We start from the raw sequence: 16,766 nt of genomic DNA on the forward strand, positions 1-16,766 counted from the left end.
TGGGCCGTGGGGGAAGAGCATATGACGGCGACCGGAGCGGTGTGGCGGAACTGGGCGCGCACGGAGACCGCGCGACCCATCCGGGTGGAACGTCCGTCGAGCGCCGGCGCGGTCCAGCGGGCCGTCCGGGCCGCCGCGGCGTCGGGCCTGCCCATCAAGGCGGCGGGGGCCGGGCACAGCTTCACCGGCATCGCCGTCGCGATCGGGGTCCTCCTCGAACTCGACGACCTGTCGGGACTCGTCGCCGTCGATCGTGACCGCCGGTACGCGACGATCCTCGCCGGCACCCGACTGTCGGACGTGTCACGGTTGATCGCCGGTCACGGACTGGCCCTGCAGAACCTCGGAGACATCGACCGCCAGACCATCGCGGGGGCGATCTCCACGGGGACCCACGGCACGGGGATCGCTTACCCCGGACTCGCTGGACGCGTCCGAGCCGTGACCGTCGTGACGGGTGACGGGTCACTCCGGCACATCTCGGAGGAGGACTCGCCCGAGCTGTTGCCCGCGATCGCGCTCGGCCTCGGTGCCCTCGGAGTCATCGTCGACATCACGATCGAGTGCGTCGACGCGTTCGTCCTGAGAGCGGTCGAGACCCCGGAGCCGTACGCGGAGACCGTTCACGCCGCCGAGGCCCGCGCACGGGTGAGTGACCACTTCGAGTTCTACTGGTTCCCCCACACCGACGTCGCACTGACGAAGACGAACACGCGGCTGCCGTCGACGAGCCGACGGGCCCCCCTCCCGCGCGTCCGCCGGTGGGTCGACGACGATCTGATGGCGAACGGTCTGTACCGAGCGGCCTGTGCGACCGGTGCCGTGGTGCCGGTCATGGTCCCGCCCCTCAATAGGGCGGCGACGCGGCTCACCGGCTCCCGGCGCTTCACCGATCATTCGCACCGCGTCTTCACGACTCCGCGCTCGGTGCGCTTCGCCGAGATGGAGTACGCCGTTCCGGTGGGAGAGCTCGCCGCGGTTCTCGACGAGATCCGCCGCCTCATCGACGCGGAGGGTTGGCGGATCTCGTTCCCGGTCGAGGTGCGCTTCGCCGCCGAGGACGACGTGTGGCTCTCCACGGCGTCGGGGCGGGAGTCCGCCTACATCGCCGTGCACCGCTACTATCGCGACGCCCATGAGGACTACTTCCGTGCCGTCGGCGAGATCGCAGGGCGCCACGGGGGGCGACCGCACTGGGGCAAGATCCATTACCTCGGCGCCCAGGAGATCCGCTCGCTCTACCCGCGCTTCGACGAGTTCCTCGCCGTCCGCGAGCAGTTCGATCCCCAGCGGCTCTTCGCGAACCCGTACCTCGACCGGGTCCTCGGTCCGTGACCGGCCTGTCCAGAGCCCAAATGAGCCGTGAGCCGTGAGCCGTGAGCTCGACCCCTCGCCCATCGCACGGGGCACCGTGAGGAGCACGACGTAGACTTGAAGGACCAGCCGCGTGGAGAGTGAGCGGCTCACGACAATGAGGGGAAGCCGCTCATGGAATGGCTGATTCCGGTCCTGATCATCGTCGCCGTGGTCGCGGTCATCGCCGTGTACTTCTGGGCGACGTACAACTCGCTCGTGACCCTCGCGGTCCGCGTCGACGAAGCCTGGAGCGACATCACCGTCCAGCTCAAACGGCGGGCCGACCTCATCCCCAACATCATCGAGGCCGTCAAGGGCTACGCGGCACACGAACGCGGCGTCTTCGAGAACGTCACGAAGGCGCGCGCCGAGACGCTCTCGGCGGGGAGCCCCGCCGAGGCCTCGGCGGCGGAGAACCACATGCAGCAGGCGCTCCGCTCGATCTTCGCGGTCGCCGAAGCGTACCCCCAACTGCAGGCGAGCCAGAACTACCTCCAGCTGCAGAGCGAACTCGTCGACACGGAGGACAAGATCCAGGCGTCCCGGCGGTTCTACAACGGCGGCGTGCGCGAGCTCAACACCAAGATCAAGGTCTTCCCGAACAATCTCTTCGCTCGTCAGGCCGGCTTCACCGAGCGTGACTTCTTCGAGGTCGCCGATGGCGCCGCCATCGCGGAGCCCCCGCGCGTCCAGTTCTGACCCGGTCCGGACGATCGATCAGGCTCGGCTGAACAACCGTGTATCGGGCTATTCGACGGAACAAGGTCAACACCGTCGTCATCATCGTGGTTTTCCTGCTCATCATCGTCGGCCTCGCCGTGCTCGCCGGCTTCGTCTACCAGAGTCCCGCGATCGTGGTCACGACCTTCGTGGTCGCGGTCGGCTACGCGACGCTGCAGTACTTCCTCGCCGCTCGACAGGCTGTGGCGTTGAGCGGGGGCCGACGGATCTCGAGGGCCGATGACGCGCGCCTGTACCGGATCGTCGAGAATCTCGCGATCACGACGGGCACGCCGATGCCCGCCGTCTACATCGTCGACGATCCCGCGCCCAACGCCTTCGCGACGGGGCGTGACCCCGAGCACGCCTCCGTCGCCGCGACGAGCGGACTGCTGGCCCTCCTCGACGATGCGGAGCTCGAGGGCGTCATGGCGCACGAGCTCGGGCACGTGCGCAACTACGACATCCGTGTGTCGATGATGGTCTTCGGGCTCGTCGTCGCGGTCGGGTTCATCGCCGACCTCTTCTTCCGTCTCGCGTTCTTCGGGGGAGGAAACCGCAACGGCAACGGCGGAGGGAGTCCGATCTTCCTGGTCTTCGGACTCGTCGCGATGCTCGTGGCCCCACTCGTCGCGAGTCTCGTCCAGGCCGCCGTGTCGAGGCAACGGGAGTACCTCGCCGACGCGACGGGCGCACTCACCACCCGCCACCCGGACGCCCTCGCGCGTGCGCTCGAGAAGCTCGAGACCTTCGGTCGCCCCCTCGCACGGCAGAACTCGTCGATGGCCCACCTCTGGATCGCGGATCCCCTCAAGCCCGGCGTGATCGATCGTCTCTTCAGTACCCATCCGCCCCTCGCGGACCGGGTGGCGAGGCTGCGCGCCATCGGCGGCGGGTTCTGACGCCGACGGGTCCGGCCACGCGGACCGGGGGGCGAGTCGTGACGCCGCACCGACGACGAAGGCGGGGACCGACCTCCGGTCGACCCCCGCCTTCTCCGTCAGCTCGTCGTTTCGAGCGTCAGGATCCCGATCAGTAAGTGTCCTCGATCGTCACGGTGTCGCCGTCGATGACGATCTTTCCCGTGATTCCCCACTCGTCTTCGAGACCGAAGGGAAGGGTGCCCTTCGCTCCCTCGTAGGTCGTGCCCGTGACGTCGGCCGTGTAGGAACCGCCCGTGGCGTCGAAGTAGCTGCCGTACTCATCGACCTCGACCGTCGGGTAAGTCGTGATCTTGTAGGTGACCTTGTCGACGGAGCTGAAGTCGCTGTACCACGTGAGACGCAGGTTGCAGCCTTCGGGGTTGAGTTCCGTCGACGTCGCGCACTCGTCGAGGTGCGCGTCGACCGCCTCCTGCACGGCCGCCGTGAGCGCGTCGGTGGGAGCGACCTCGAGGGTCACGCCGTCGTAGCTCGCGCGTGATCCGGTCGCGACGGCGTAGGACTGCTCCTCAGCGCTGAAGAAGTCGTTGCCGGGAGCGCCCACCGTGTAGACGGCCGGGTAGGCGGGCAGGCTGTACTCGTCGCCGAACGCCACGGTCGTTCCGTTGATGGCCGCTTCGGTCGTGTCGGCGCTGGAGCCCGAGACGTAGACGGGGAGATCGCCGACGAGCGGCGAGTCGATCTTCCAGCTGTCGAAGAAGAGCCCCTGCTTGCCGGCCTTGGAGAGTTCGATGGAGCCGTCGTAAGCGGTCCCGTCGAGGTTGTAGGAGACACGCACGGTCGCGAGGTCCCCGCTGACCCGCGAACCCGTCACCTTGGGGTTTTCGATGAAGGCGCTCGCCTCGCCGAACACATCGTCCGTGAGGAGCGCGGCCTGCTCGTCCTCGACGCCCGGGTCGGCGAGCTTGTTCGCGGCCGACGCGTCGCCATTCGCGATCGCGGAGAGATAGGAGCGGACGGTGGCGTCCGGGCCGTACACGGAGCTGTTCACGACGTTGACGACGACGGCGCCGATGATGAGCAGGAGGACGAGCGCGCCCGCGAGCGCACTGAAGAGGATGATCTTCTTCTTGTTGGGGTTGTCGGGACGCTTCGGCCCACTCGGACCTCCCGGAGGCGTCGCGCCATAGCCGCCGCCGCCCGCGGGATACGCGCCCGTCGTCGGGTAGGTGCCGCCGACCGGCTGGGCCGGGTAGGAGCCACCGTTCACGGGAGGTGAATACGCGCCGCCGCTCTGCGGCGCCGACGGCGGAGTCGCACCCTGCTGGGGCTGGTAGGCGCCGGTGTTCTGCTGGGGTTGGTAGGCGCCGGTGTTCTGCTGGGGTTGGTAGGCGCCGGTGTTCTGCTGGGGTTGGTAGGCGCCGGTGTTCTGCTGGGGCTGGTGCGCGCCCGGGTTCTGCTGCGGCTGGTGCGCGCCGGTGTTCTGCTGCGGCTGGCCACCCACGGGAGGCGGGCCCCACTGCGGTGCGGAGCCCTGACCCTGCTGTCCGCTGTCGGGTGTCTGCGGCGGGTTGTTGTCGGCGACCATGCTTGTGTCTTCCCCTTCGGTCGAATGCGATCAGGGCAAACCTATCAGCGGCGCTGCGCGGGAACACGGGGGAGAAGTGCCCATATCGAGGGGGCATAATGGCTGATCCGCGGCCGGAACGGTTGAAGCGGATGGCGTCTCTCCGGTCCTAGGGGGATTCGTGGCGACCGGAGCCGAGTTCGGCCGCGGTCGCGTCGACGAAGTCGCCCCGCGTCCCGACCGAGATGCTGTCGTGCCCCTGCCACGACGCGATGCTCCGGAGCAGCGCGGCGAGGCGGGGCGCCGCCTCCGTCGGGGCGCCGGGTTCGAGCCAGGACGATTGGACGAGCAGGCGTCGAGCATGTCGGTCGCTCTTGAGGTCGACGCGCGCCGCGATGCGCCCGTCGAGGAGGACCGGGAGGACGTAGTACCCGTACACGCGACGCGGCGCGGGAGTGTAAATCTCGATGCGGTAGCGGAAGTCGAAGAGCCGCTCCGCCCGACCACGGGTCCAGACAACAGGGTCGAAGGGGGACAGGAGCGCGTCGCGAGGGATGCGACGAGCGCGATGAGCATCCCGATGGATCCACGCCGGCCGGGAGCGCCAACGGTCCGTGCTGCGCGCGTCACGCACGACCACGGGGAGCGCCTCTCCCTCGTCCTCCAGATCGAGGAGCGCCTGCCGGGTCTCGGCGACAGGGAGGCGGTAGTAGTCGGCGATGTCCGACGACGTGCCGAGGCCCGTCGCGCGAAGGGCGTGCGACACGAGCGCTCGTACGGCATCGGACCGGCTCACCTCGACATCGAGGATCGCGGCGGGCACGACCTGCTCCGGCAGGGCGTAGATGCGCTCGAACCCGCTCGTCCGACCGGCGGACACGACGAGTCCCCAGGCGAAGAGGACCTCGAGGCCTCGCTTGACATCTGACCACCCCCACCACGGGCCGCGCCGGGCCGAGGCCTCGTGCTCGACCGCGCTCGCGGGCTGCGGCCCGTTCGCGGCGAGGTCGTCGAGCAGCCAGTCGAGCAGGGGACGATTGCCGTGCGACCAGTGTTCGGGATCCGCCGCGGCCTTCTCTCGGCGAGCGACCATCTTCCAGCGCCAGAGGGGCCAGGAATCGGTGGGCATGAAGGTGGCCTCGTGCCCCCAGTACTCGATGAGACCGGACGACGCCCGGTGGGTGAGTCGATCGAGATCCGCCGTGCGGTATGGACCGAGCCGGGCGAACACGGGCAGATAGTGGCTGCGTTCGAGCACGTTGACGGAGTCGATCTGCAGCACACCGAGTTTCTCGATGAGGGCGCGGATCGAGCGGATGCCCGCTCCCGTCGGTGGGCCGTCGTCCGAGACGGGGAGTCCCCGCGCCGAGTGGAACCCTTGCGCCGCCAGGGCGATGCGCCGGGCGGCGTCGAGCGAGATCGTCTGGGTCATCCTGAGCACCCTAGCAAGGCCCCCCGACACGGGAACGGCGGCTCCGCGCCGACGGTGTCAGGCTCCCTCGCTTGCTTGCATTCGGCCGCCCGCTTCGGCATGCCGGACACCGGATGGCCCCGGTCGTAGACTTGCCCGGTGAACGAGAAGCGGAGGTCGCGCCTCTGGCCCCGGGGTCCTCGCCGTGACGCGCGCGTGGATACGACGACACGGTCGCCCGTTCCGCGCGCGGAAGCCGTCGCCACCGCCGCACAGACCGCTCCGGAAGCGGCACAGACCGCCGCCCAGATCGCGCCGGGCGCCGAGTCGGCCGACGTCACTCCCGGTGTGAGGATCGCCGCGGCGTGGTCCTGGCGGCTCCTCGTGATCGCGGCGGCCCTGGGACTCGCCGTCGTGCTCGTCGTCCAGCTCCGGCTGATTGTCATCCCCGTCCTCATCGCGGTGCTCGTCTCCGCTCTCCTCGTCCCCTTCGTCTCGTTCCTCGTCCGGCGGAGGTGGCCGAAGGGCATCGCGATCGCGGTCGCGATGATCGTCGCCATCGGGGTCGTGTCCGGTCTCCTCTGGCTCGCCGTGCAGCAGATCACCTCGGAGTTCCCGACGGTGCGGGAACGGACGATCGGTTCGTACCGCACCTTCACCGCGTTCCTCCTCGACTCGCCTCTGCACATCACGAGCGACCAGCTCAACGACTTCATCGGCTCGGTCATGACGTCGCTGCAGGAGGATGGGCAGGCGTTGTGGAGCGGTGCCCTCTCGGTGGGCTCGACGCTCGGACACGTTGTCACGGGACTGCTGCTCGCACTGTTCAGCCTCCTGTTCATCCTGATCGACGGTCGGGGCATCTGGTCCTGGGTCGTGCGCATCCTCCCCGGTCGGGCCCGTCCCGCGTTCGACGGCGCCGGTCGGGCGGGTTGGCACACGCTCGTCAACTACGCACGGACGCAGATCCTCGTGGCCACGATCGACGCCGTCGGCATCGGTGCGGGTGCGTTCCTGCTGGGTCTGCCGCTCGCGATCCCGATCGCCGTTCTCGTCTTCCTGGGGTCCTTCGTCCCCATCGTCGGCGCCGTCGTCACGGGGAGCGTCGCCGTGTTCATCGCCCTCGTCTACAACGGCCCCGGGATCGCTCTCGCCATGCTCGCGGTCGTGCTCGGTGTCCAGCAGCTCGAGGGACACGTCCTACAGCCGCTCCTGATGGGTGCCGCTGTGAAAGTCCATCCGCTCGCCGTGGTCCTCGTCGTCGCCGCGGGCTCCATGCTCGCGGGTATCCCGGGTGCGCTCTTCGCCGTCCCGATCGCGGCCGTCGTGAACGTCATGATCGGCTACGTCGCGAGCGGAGCCTGGCGGAGCGCCGACGACCCGATCCGCTATCACGGCGACGTGCTGTGGCAAACCGTGCCCCGGCAGCCCCCGAGGTCCCGCCGTTCGCAGCGCATCGACCCGGTGGAGGGCTCCGCCGCCGGCGCGACTCCTCTCGACCCCGACCCCCCTCGACCCCGACAGGGAGACCGCACGTGACCGAACTTTCCACCACCGACACCGCAGCGCACCGCTCGCCGACCGGCGAGGACGTCGTCCCGACGCTGGCCGAGTTCGAACAGGCTCTCGTCACCGTGTCCGCCGTCGTCCAGCCGACGCCGATCGAGAGCTCGCGATTCCTCGGCGATCTGCTGGGGGCGCCCGTCTACCTCAAGTGCGAGAACCTCCAGAGGACCGGGTCGTACAAGATCCGGGGAGCGTACAACCGCCTCGTGCAGTTGACGGACGAGGAGAAGGCGCGGGGCGTCGTCGCGGCGTCGGCCGGCAACCATGCGCAGGGCGTGGCCTTCGCGGCACGCGAGCTCGGGATCCAGTCGACCATCTTCATGCCGGTCGGGGTCCCCCTGCCGAAGCTGCAGGCCACGCGCGACTACGGGGCGCGCGTGATCCTGCGCGGACACACCGTGAGCGAGCCGCTCGAGGCCGCCGCGCAGTTCGCCGAGGAGACCGGCGCCGTCCTCATCCCACCGTTCGACCACCACGACGTGATCGTGGGGCAGGGAACCCTCGGGCTCGAGATCTACCGAGAGCGACCCGACGTGGAGACGGTCGTCGTCCCCATCGGCGGCGGCGGACTCATCTCCGGCATCGCCGCAGCCATCAAGCAACGAGCGGCGGAGGACGGCAGGACCGTCCGCGTCATCGGCGTGCAGGCCGCGAATGCGGCGGCGTACCCGCCGTCACTCACCGCCGGTGAACCCCTCAACGTCCCGATCCAGCCGACGATCGCCGACGGCATCGCGGTGAGCCGCCCGGGCACGCGCAACTTCGCGATCATCGAACGACTCGTCGACGAGGTCGTGACCGTCTCCGACGACGAGACGGCGAAGGCGCTCGTCGTGCTGCTCGAGAGGGCGAAACTCGTCGTCGAGCCCGCCGGCGCGGTCGCGGTCGCGGCGATCCTCGAGGGACGCGTCGCGAGCTCGGGCCCGACCGTCGCGGTGCTCTCGGGCGGCAACATCGATCCGCTGCTGATGCAGCGGGTCGTGAGTCACGGTCTCGCCGCGGCGGCACGCTACTTGACGATCCGCGTCCCGCTGCCCGACCGTCCGGGACAGCTCGCCCGCATCGCCGAGCTCGTCGCGAGCGTCAACGCGAACGTCGTCGAGGTCCTCCACACCCGCCGGGCCCCCGGGATGCAGATCAACGACGTCGTTCTCGAGTTCAGTGTCGAGACCCGGGGCCCCGAGCACCGCGAACTCGTCGTCGAGACCCTCCGGGGCGCAGGCTACGAGCCGCGCGTCATCGACTAACCGCGCATACACGCGGGCGGGCCCGGAATGCTCCGAGCCCGCCCGCGTTCGCATCCGTTCGATGCGGCGTTCCGATCACTGGCCGTTGTAGGTCTCGACGTTCTTGATCGACACGGTGATCTCCTTGCCGTTCGGCGCGGTGTAGGAGGTGGACTCACCCACCTTGAGGCCCTGGATGGCCTCGCCGAGCGGGCTCTGCTCGCTGTAGACGTCGAGCTCCGAGCCGCTCGCGATCTCGCGGCTGCCGAGGAGGAAGACCTCTTCGCCGCCCGCGACGTCGGCCGTGATGACCGTTCCAGGCACGACGACGCCGTTCGACTCGGGGGCCTCGCCGACCTTGGCCTCCTTGAGGATGTTCTGCAAGGTCCGGATGCGCGCCTCCTGCTTGCCTTGCTCGTCCTTCGCAGCGTGGTAACCGCCGTTCTCCTTGAGGTCGCCCTCCTCGCGAGCGATCTCGATGCGCTTGGCGATCTCCTCGCGTCCCGTCGTCGACAGGTGCTCGAGCTCGGCGGCCAAACGGTCGTAAGCCTCCTGGGTGAGGAAGGACACGTTCGTCGAATCAACCATGGGAAATGCTCCTGAACGAAAACAGACGCCCTGACCGCGGGGCCAGGGCGTGATGGACGATCACCGGGATGAGAGCGTGGTGGACGATCAGCGGGATCGTGTGTTCAGAGAATCTTAAGGCAGCCAGCAACGGGAAATCAAACCCGTGTTGCTTTGTTCGCTCGTGCGGACCACCTCGGTGATCACGCGATTGCGTTCGGTCGATGCCGGAACCTCGATGATCTTCCAGCCGACGATGGCGTGTGCCTCGTTGAGGGCCTGGACCGCGCACACGGTCGGAGTTCCCGGGGCGACGTTGATCGAGAAGGACACCTCGACGGCGTGCTCGTCGACGATCGTGTGCGCGACGTCGCGCGTCTCGAGCGAGGCGTTGTCACCGTCGAAGGCGACGAGCACCACCCACGCGGCGAAGACGACGACGATGACGCCGCCGAGCACCCACAGGATGCGTTTCTCGACGCGCCGGGATCTCTGACCGCGTCCGTAGCGGGCGTCGAGGTCGCGAGTGCTCGTCGAGCGCTGCCCGGTGTCCGTCATCTCGTCCTCGTCCGTCGTCCCGTCCGTGTCGGCGGGAGCGTTTACTCTTATTACCAGGGTAGTCGCTCGCCCGTCGCCCGACCTGAGCGCACGCAATGCTCTGAAACCAACGCAACGCCCTGAAACCAACGCAACGCCCTGAAACCAACGCAACGCCCTGAAACCAACGCAACGCGCTGAACGCATGCAACCCTGAACGCACGCAACGCCCTGAAAGCAGCAGCGCGCCTTCTCCCGCCCGCACTTCGAAGGACAGTGATTCCCCGTGATCCTGAGACGGTTATGACGCTGAGACTGCTCGCCGTGCACGCTCACCCCGACGACGAATCGTCGAAGGGGGCGGCGACGACCGCTGCGTATCGCGCGCGCGGCGTCGAGGTCATGGTCGTGAGCCTCACCGGCGGTGAACGCGGAGAGGTCCTCAACCCCGGCCTCACCCGCATGGCGATGGCGGAGCGCGACCTTCCGGGTCTTCGTCGCCTCGAGATGGCCGACGCCGCAGCCGCGCTCGACGTGCAGCACCGATGGCTCGGGTACTACGACTCCGGGATGCCGTCGGAGGACGGCTCCCTCCCCGTGAACTCGTTCGCGTCGATCCCCGTTGAGATCTCGGCGGAAGCACTGGTGCGGGTCATCCGCGAGTTCCGGCCCCACGTCATGACCACGTACGACGAGAACGGCGGGTATCCGCACCCGGACCACATCCGATGCCATGTCATCTCGATGTTCGCGTTCGAGGCGGCGGCGTCGAGAGACGCCTACCCCGACGCGGGGGAGCCGTGGCAGGTCTCGAAGGTCTACTACGACCAGATCTTCAACTACCCGCGTACCAAGGCGAACGCCGACATGCTGCTCGCGGAGTCGCCGGACTCGCCGCTCGCTGAGCAGCTCGCGGAGATGTTGACGTGGGTCGAGGGGCGCCCCGACCGTGCGACGGCTCACGTGCCCGTCGGCGACTTCCTGGAGAAGCGCGACGATGCATTGCGCGCGCACGAGTGCCAGGTCGCCCCGGACTCGCGCTTCTTCTTCTGGTCGAACGACCTGCAGCGCCGCGCCTGGCCGTTCGAGGACTTCGAGCTCGCCCGCAGCGTCGTGCCCGTGCGTGAGCGTGAAGACGATTTGTTCGAAGGGATCGAGGACACCGAATGACTCCGCTCGCCACCGTCACCTCCACGGTCATCGGATCGGGGCTCGCGCTCCTCGCCGAGGTCACGCCAACACCGAGCCCGGCGTCGTACGACACCGACCAGGTGACGCCCGGCGTCGTGGGGTTCGTGGTGACGTTCGCGCTCGCGATCCTCGTCATCCTGCTCGTACTGGATATGGTGCGCCGTGTGCGCCGCGTGAACTACCGTGCCCAGATCGCCGAGGAGCTCGATGCGGAGGAGCGCGCGCTCGCGGAGGCCGAGGCGGAGGCGGATGCCGGGCCGGCCGGCCGCGCCCCGCTCGCACCGCCGGCGTCGCCCCTCGACGACCCCGACCGGCGCTGAACGGGGCGCGGGCGAGACTCCGCGGCCGAGACTCCGCGGCCGAGGCTCCGCCGTCCGAGACTCCGCGCCCTTCAGCCGTTGTAGACGGGGTCGGTCGCGAGGAGGAAGATCGCCGTCCAGTGGCAGAGGAAGGCGATGACGGTGCAGACGTGGAACAGTTCGTGGAAACCGAAGTGGCCCGGCCACGGGTTCGGCCGCTTCATCGCGTACATGACCGCGCCCCCCGTGTAGAGGAGCCCGCCGACGATCACGAGCGTCATGGTGAGCGCGTTCGCGTTCAGGATGTCGACGATGTACATCATCGCGATCCACCCGAGTCCGATGTACAGGGCCACGTAGAGCCAGCGGGGCGCCCCGATCCAGAAGACGCGGAAGCCGATGCCGACGAGGGCACCCGCCCACACCGAGACCAGCAGGATGACGCCCTTCGACGGGGGGAGGGCGAGTAGGGCGATCGGTGTATAGCTTCCGGCGATGAGCAGGAAGATGTTGGAGTGGTCGAAGCGCTTGAGCAGGACCTTCGCCCGCGGTGACCAGTCGAACCGGTGGTAGAGCGCCGACATGCCGAAGAGCAGGAGCGACGACATCGCGAAGACGGCCGAGGCCCACTTGGCCACCGGCCCCTCGGCGAGCGTGACGAGGACGATGCCCGCGATGACGGCGACCGGGAAGGTCCCGGCGTGGATCCAGCCGCGCCAGGTGGGGCGGACGTCGCCGGGGTGCGCATCCGAAGCGTCGATCACCGGGATGTAAGGGAGCTCCGGACCGCGAAGCTCGTCGGAGGCGACGACCTGCTCGGATCGCTGCGCGGCGCGCTCGCTCTCGGACCTCAGCGCGCCGGATCCGTCGTCATGCTGATGCGTGGCCATGCCGTCAGAATAACGGCTCGGGCTGAGCGTCGACACCGGACGCGTCGGTCCGGCGTCTGTCCGTCCCTCGGCGCGAAGTGGACTACCGTAGCCCTGTGACTGGGTGGACGGAGCCGTTGGGCCGCGGGGTGCTCTACCGACTCTACGAGAAGCGCCTCCGCCGGACTCTGGCGCCGGAGGCCCTCCCGCACCACGTCGCGATGATCATCGACGGGAACCGCCGGTGGGCCCGCCAGTCCGGTTACGAGACCGTCGCGCACGGGCATCGCGCGGGGGCCGCGAAGATGAGGGAGTTTCTGACGTGGTGCGACGACCTGGGCATCGGCGTCGTGACCCTCTACCTGCTCTCGAGCGACAACCTGACGAACCGGCCGGCGGACGAGCTCGGTCAACTCATCGAGATCATCGCCGACCTCGCGGAGGACGTGTCGCACTTCCGGAACTGGCGGGTACAGCACGTCGGTGATGCCGCGCGCCTGCCGGTCCCCCTCACCGCGGCCCTCTCGTCGGCGCAGGCACGGACGTCCGACCGGACGGGCCTCCACGTGAATCTCGCCGTGGGCTACGGGGGGCGCCACGAGATCGTCGACGCGATGCGGACGATCGTGCGGAATCACCACCTCGACGGCGGCAGCCTCGACGAACTCGCTGAGCTGCTCACGCCCGACCTCATCGGCGAGCACCTCTACACGGGGGGACAACCGGACCCGGACCTCGTGATCCGGACGTCGGGGGAGCAGCGTCTGAGCGACTTCATGCTCTGGCAGAGCGCTCACAGCGAGTTCTACTTCATGGAGGCGCTCGGCCCCGACATGCGCGAGGTCGACTTTCTCCGTGCCCTTCGCGACTACGCCCGCCGGAACCGTCGGTTCGGCGGTTGAGCGCGATCGCGTCCGACTCGAAAGGCACGACAGCATGAGCATGATCCCATCAGCGGCGTCCGGATCGACGGGTGCCGGCGGCGCTTCGGAGGCGTTCATCGCCGGGTTCACCGAGGATCCGGGCTATCTCGACTACGCGAAGGTCGGGCCGCTCTCGGCGACGGTCCGCGCCGAGGCGAACGCCGCACTCGACGTGCTCTCCCGCTTCCGGTTCGGTGCGTTCGATTCGCTCGCCGGTGCCGGTGAGCGTGCGCGGGCAGGCCTCAGTGCGGTGAGTGGATTCCGGCCCGACCAGTTCGTCGCGCAGCCGGCGACGAGCCACGGACTCCTGCAGGTGATGTTCGGGTTGAGCGGGACGTTGCTCGTGTCGCCGGCGGAGTTCCCGAGTCTTCCGGTGGCCGCGCGTCGCGCCGCCGATGCGATGGCCACGATGACGCCCCGATGGCTCCACACGGCAGACGGGCGGGTGACGCCCGATGTCGTGGCTGCTCACCTCGACGACGACGTCTCCGCGGTCGCCGTGAGTCTCGTCGATCCACGAACCGGTTATGTCGCCGACCTCGAGGGGATCCGATCCGTCATCGGCGATCGGCTGCTCATCGTCGATTGCATCCAGGGCTTCGGCGTCGTCGACGCCCCGTTCGACGTCGCCGATGTGATCGCCGGCGGCGGTCAGAAGTGGTTGCGCGCCGGATGGGGCACGGGTTATCTCGCGCTGGGCGACCGCGCTCGCGAGCTCATCACTCCGGTGCTCTCGGGATTCACGGGTACGGGGGCCCGGGAACCGTGGGACGACGTGCCCGAGCCCGCGGATGACGTCTCGGCGTTCTCGGTCTCGAACCCCGACCTCGTCGCACTCGCCCGGCTGTCCGCGTCGCTCGAGGAGGTCGTCGCAACGGGGGTCCCGGTGATCGCCTCGGCGATCGCGGAGCGCGCCGCCTCGGTCATCGACATGGCCGACGAGTTCGCGATCACGGTGCACTCGCCGCGAGCGGAGCACGAGCGAGCGGGCCTCGTCGTCCTCGAGCCCGATGCCGATCGTCTCGGCGTGCTGACCGCCTCGCTGCACAACCACGGCGTCACCACGACGACCCGTCAGGGCCGCGTTCGCGTGAGCGTGCACGCGGGAACGACCGCAGAGACGCTCGGGATGCTGCGGGACGCCCTCATCTCGTACTCGACTCTCCCGGTCTGAGGGCTCACGCGGCTGCTCGCCGGTCATCGACGCGTCCCGATTGTTAACGTCCTCGAAACCTCCGGGACAGCGTGTCGGGCGCGGGCCGTCTCCGGTGGGTCGTAGCCTTCCGAATATCAGGTATGGCGCCTGATCGAGCCGGCCACATAAGTTCGACTCGTTACCACTACGTGGCCGCTCGTCGAGAGATTCCGAGTGATGCTCGGGGTGGGAGTGCTCGTGACCACGATGAAAACCTTCAGCGCGACAGCCGGTGGACGGACTCCGGAGATCAGGACGAGCGGGCGATCGGGGGCTGGTCGCTCACCCGACCAGGCCGAGCGCACGTACGTCCTCGACACGTCCGTCCTCCTGTCCGATCCGCGCGCGCTGTTCCGCTTCGCCGAGCATTCGGTGGTGATCCCCGTGGTCGTCATCGGCGAACTCGAGGGCAAGCGGAACGACCCGGAGATCGGCTACTTCGCGCGACAGGCGCTGCGGCTTCTCGACGACTTGCGGATCGAGCACGAGCGACTCGACTTCCCGGTCCCGACCGGCTCGGAGGGCGGCACGGTGCGCGTGGAACTGAACCACTCGAACATGTCCGTGCTGCCGAGCGGCCTGCAGTCGGGCGACAACGACTCACGCATCCTCGCGGTCGCCCTCAACCTCGCGAACGACGGCCTCGCCGTCACGGTCGTCTCGAAAGACATGCCGCTGCGGGTGAAGGCGGCGTCGATCGGACTCGCGGCCGAGGAGTATCGGGCGGAGCAGGCCGTCGAATCGGGATGGACCGGCATGGCGGATCTCCACGTGTCGGCGAACGAGATGGCCGACCTCTACGAGAGTGAGGTGGGACTGTCGTCGAACGTCGAGGGCCTGCCCCTCAACACGGGGCTCGTCATTCACTCCGAGCGCGGGTCGGCGCTCGGACGGGTCACCGGCAAGCGCGAGTTCTCGATCATCCGCGGGGACCGTGACGTCTTCGGCCTCCACGGTCGTTCGGCGGAACAGCGTCTCGCGATCGACATGCTGCTCGACCCCGAGATCGGGATCGTGTCCCTCGGGGGGCGAGCAGGGACAGGGAAGTCCGCACTCGCCTTGTGCGCGGGCCTCGAAGCGGTTCTCGAACGGCGCCAGCACCGGAAGATCATGGTGTTCCGCCCGCTGTACGCGGTGGGCGGCCAGGAGCTCGGCTACCTTCCGGGCGACCAGGGCGAGAAGATGAACCCGTGGGGGCAGGCGGTCTTCGACACGCTCGGCTCGGTCGTGTCGCAGAACGTGCTCGACGAGGTCGTGGAGCGCGGGATCATCGAGGTCCTGCCGCTGACCCACATCCGCGGCCGCTCCCTGCACGACGCGTTCGTGATCGTCGACGAGGCGCAGTCCCTCGAGAGGAACGTCCTCTTGACGGTGCTCTCGCGGATCGGGCAGAACTCACGCGTCGTGCTGACCCATGACGTGGCGCAGCGCGACAATCTGCGAGTGGGGCGCCACGACGGGGTCGCCTCGGTCATCGAGACGCTCAAGGGTCACCGGCTGTTCGGTCACATCACGCTCACGCGGTCGGAGCGGAGCGCGATCGCCGGTCTCGTCGCGGAGCTCCTCGAGTCGAACGAACTCGCCTGATCCACTGAACCGGAGCACACGGAAGCGGTCCCGCTCCAGGGTGGGGCCGCTTCCGTGCCTGAATGCAGGGTGCGGCGTGTGCACGGCGCGGGCGGACCGGGCGGACCGGGTTCAGGGGCGCCGTCATGTGGAGAGTCGATGCCGGCCGGCTCTCGCGTCGCTAGCCTCAGCGCATGTCGTCTCCGCCCGTCCCTCCCTCCTCGCCCCGTCTCCTCCCCACGGGCTCGGCAGCGACACGCGTAATCGGCGGCGACGGGGCCGATTCCGAACCCCGCGGATGGCGCGCATGGGTGAACTGGCGGCGCGACCCCGAGGACACGATCGTCGGTACCCTCCTCGCACTGCTGGCGGCCGTCGCTCTCGGGCCGGTCCCCGCCCTCGTTCCCACTCTCGGCATCGCCGTCGTGACGCCTGTGCTCTGGCGTGCGGACATCATACACCGCCGACTGCCCAACATCCTCGTCGCACCGTGCGCGCTTCTGGCGCTCTGCGTCGTCGCCCTCGCGGTGGCCGACGGGGGAGAGGGGCTCGTGGCCGTGCTCGTGACCTCGGTGCTGGCGGGCGTCTTCTTCGCACTGCTGTCCGCCGGCGGTGGCATGGGGATGGGCGACGTGAAGCTCGCCGTCGTGCTCGCGACGGTACTCGCCCTCGTGCGGGTGGATGCGGCGGCGCTCGCCGCGATCGTCGCCTTCGGTTCGGGAGGCGTCGGCGGGCTCGTGGTGCTCCTGAGAACCCGCGCACGCAGCATCCCGTTCGGGCCCTTCCTGCTCGTCGGCTTCTGGGTCGCCGTCGTACTGGCCGCATGACGGATGTACGGCGGAAATCCGATGACGCACGCGGGACGCGCGACCTCCCGTGATCCGCCTGACGA

The 16,766-nt window shown here is 68.8% G+C and carries 16 protein-coding genes; 11 read left to right on the forward strand and 5 right to left on the reverse strand.

Going from position 1 to position 16,766, the window contains the following annotated elements; genetic code table 11:
• Window positions 1-21 precede the first annotated feature (21 nt).
• The 3 genes from ELQ92_RS07875 (at window position 22) to ELQ92_RS07885 (ending at window position 2,978) form a co-directional block, all read left to right on the forward strand.
• Window positions 22-1,335, forward strand: a complete 1,314-nt coding sequence (locus tag ELQ92_RS07875; RefSeq protein WP_128498428.1) for a D-arabinono-1,4-lactone oxidase — start codon at window positions 22-24, stop codon at window positions 1,333-1,335.
• 153 nt (window positions 1,336-1,488) lie between these two features.
• Complete coding sequence (locus ELQ92_RS07880) at window positions 1,489-2,055, forward strand: LemA family protein (protein ID WP_128498429.1); 567 nt, start codon at window positions 1,489-1,491, stop codon at window positions 2,053-2,055.
• Between the two features lie 38 nt (window positions 2,056-2,093).
• Window positions 2,094-2,978, forward strand: a complete 885-nt coding sequence (locus ELQ92_RS07885) for a M48 family metalloprotease (protein ID WP_128498430.1) — start codon at window positions 2,094-2,096, stop codon at window positions 2,976-2,978.
• A gap of 130 nt (window positions 2,979-3,108) precedes the next feature.
• Here ELQ92_RS07885 and ELQ92_RS07890 read toward each other — a convergent pair whose 3' ends face one another.
• Window positions 3,109-4,545 carry a zinc ribbon domain-containing protein gene (locus ELQ92_RS07890; protein ID WP_128498431.1) on the reverse strand — a complete coding sequence of 479 codons (1,437 nt, stop codon included), beginning with the start codon at window positions 4,543-4,545 and terminating at the stop codon, window positions 3,109-3,111.
• A 148-nt stretch (window positions 4,546-4,693) separates the two neighbouring features.
• Window positions 4,694-5,956 (reverse strand): winged helix-turn-helix domain-containing protein, encoded by a 1,263-nt coding sequence (locus tag ELQ92_RS07895; RefSeq protein ID WP_128498432.1) that lies wholly within the window; start codon window positions 5,954-5,956, stop codon window positions 4,694-4,696.
• 138 nt (window positions 5,957-6,094) lie between these two features.
• Here ELQ92_RS07895 and ELQ92_RS07900 point away from each other — a divergent pair, with 138 nt between their 5' ends.
• Window positions 6,095-7,474: an AI-2E family transporter gene (locus tag ELQ92_RS07900; protein WP_341811106.1), complete on the forward strand. Its 1,380-nt coding sequence runs from the start codon at window positions 6,095-6,097 to the stop codon at window positions 7,472-7,474.
• Window positions 7,471-8,748, forward strand: coding sequence for a threonine ammonia-lyase (ilvA, locus tag ELQ92_RS07905; RefSeq protein WP_128498434.1), 1,278 nt, complete (start codon window positions 7,471-7,473; stop codon window positions 8,746-8,748). The genes ELQ92_RS07900 and ilvA overlap by 4 nt, the downstream gene beginning before the upstream one ends.
• Before the next feature lie 75 nt (window positions 8,749-8,823).
• On the opposite strand, the gene greA is transcribed toward ilvA, so the two are convergent.
• Window positions 8,824-9,315, reverse strand: coding sequence for a transcription elongation factor GreA (gene greA, locus ELQ92_RS07910; protein ID WP_128498435.1), 492 nt, complete (start codon window positions 9,313-9,315; stop codon window positions 8,824-8,826).
• Window positions 9,316-9,429: 114 nt separating this feature from the next.
• Window positions 9,430-9,852 carry a DUF4307 domain-containing protein gene (locus ELQ92_RS07915; protein WP_128498436.1) on the reverse strand — a complete coding sequence of 141 codons (423 nt, stop codon included), beginning with the start codon at window positions 9,850-9,852 and terminating at the stop codon, window positions 9,430-9,432.
• Between the two features lie 282 nt (window positions 9,853-10,134).
• Here ELQ92_RS07915 and mca point away from each other — a divergent pair, with 282 nt between their 5' ends.
• Together mca and ELQ92_RS07925 are read left to right on the forward strand one after the other, a co-directional pair.
• Window positions 10,135-11,001 carry a mycothiol conjugate amidase Mca gene (gene mca / locus ELQ92_RS07920; protein WP_128498437.1) on the forward strand — a complete coding sequence of 289 codons (867 nt, stop codon included), beginning with the start codon at window positions 10,135-10,137 and terminating at the stop codon, window positions 10,999-11,001.
• The gene (locus ELQ92_RS07925; protein WP_243694923.1) at window positions 10,998-11,342 is read left to right on the forward strand and encodes a hypothetical protein; all 345 of its coding nucleotides are present in this window, start codon (window positions 10,998-11,000) and stop codon (window positions 11,340-11,342) included. Before mca ends, ELQ92_RS07925 begins: the two co-directional genes overlap by 4 nt.
• Before the next feature lie 71 nt (window positions 11,343-11,413).
• Here the strand turns inward: ELQ92_RS07925 and trhA are convergent, their stop codons facing one another.
• Window positions 11,414-12,211 carry a PAQR family membrane homeostasis protein TrhA gene (trhA, locus tag ELQ92_RS07930; protein WP_128498438.1) on the reverse strand — a complete coding sequence of 266 codons (798 nt, stop codon included), beginning with the start codon at window positions 12,209-12,211 and terminating at the stop codon, window positions 11,414-11,416.
• A 95-nt stretch (window positions 12,212-12,306) separates the two neighbouring features.
• Here trhA and ELQ92_RS07935 point away from each other — a divergent pair, with 95 nt between their 5' ends.
• From ELQ92_RS07935 to ELQ92_RS07950, 4 genes are all read left to right on the forward strand, one after another.
• Window positions 12,307-13,092 carry an isoprenyl transferase gene (locus tag ELQ92_RS07935; RefSeq protein WP_128498439.1) on the forward strand — a complete coding sequence of 262 codons (786 nt, stop codon included), beginning with the start codon at window positions 12,307-12,309 and terminating at the stop codon, window positions 13,090-13,092.
• A gap of 34 nt (window positions 13,093-13,126) precedes the next feature.
• Complete coding sequence (locus tag ELQ92_RS07940; protein WP_243694924.1) at window positions 13,127-14,287, forward strand: aminotransferase class V-fold PLP-dependent enzyme; 1,161 nt, start codon at window positions 13,127-13,129, stop codon at window positions 14,285-14,287.
• Window positions 14,288-14,515: 228 nt separating this feature from the next.
• Window positions 14,516-15,895, forward strand: a complete 1,380-nt coding sequence (locus ELQ92_RS07945; RefSeq protein WP_128498562.1) for an RNA 5'-3' helicase PhoH2 — start codon at window positions 14,516-14,518, stop codon at window positions 15,893-15,895.
• A 173-nt stretch (window positions 15,896-16,068) separates the two neighbouring features.
• Entirely contained in the window at window positions 16,069-16,701 is a 633-nt protein-coding gene (locus tag ELQ92_RS07950) for a prepilin peptidase (RefSeq protein ID WP_128498440.1), read from the forward strand.
• Window positions 16,702-16,766: the final 65 nt, after the last annotated feature.

Source organism: Labedella populi (genome assembly GCF_004078655.1).
Taxonomy (GTDB): Bacteria; Actinomycetota; Actinomycetes; order Actinomycetales; family Microbacteriaceae; genus Labedella; species Labedella populi.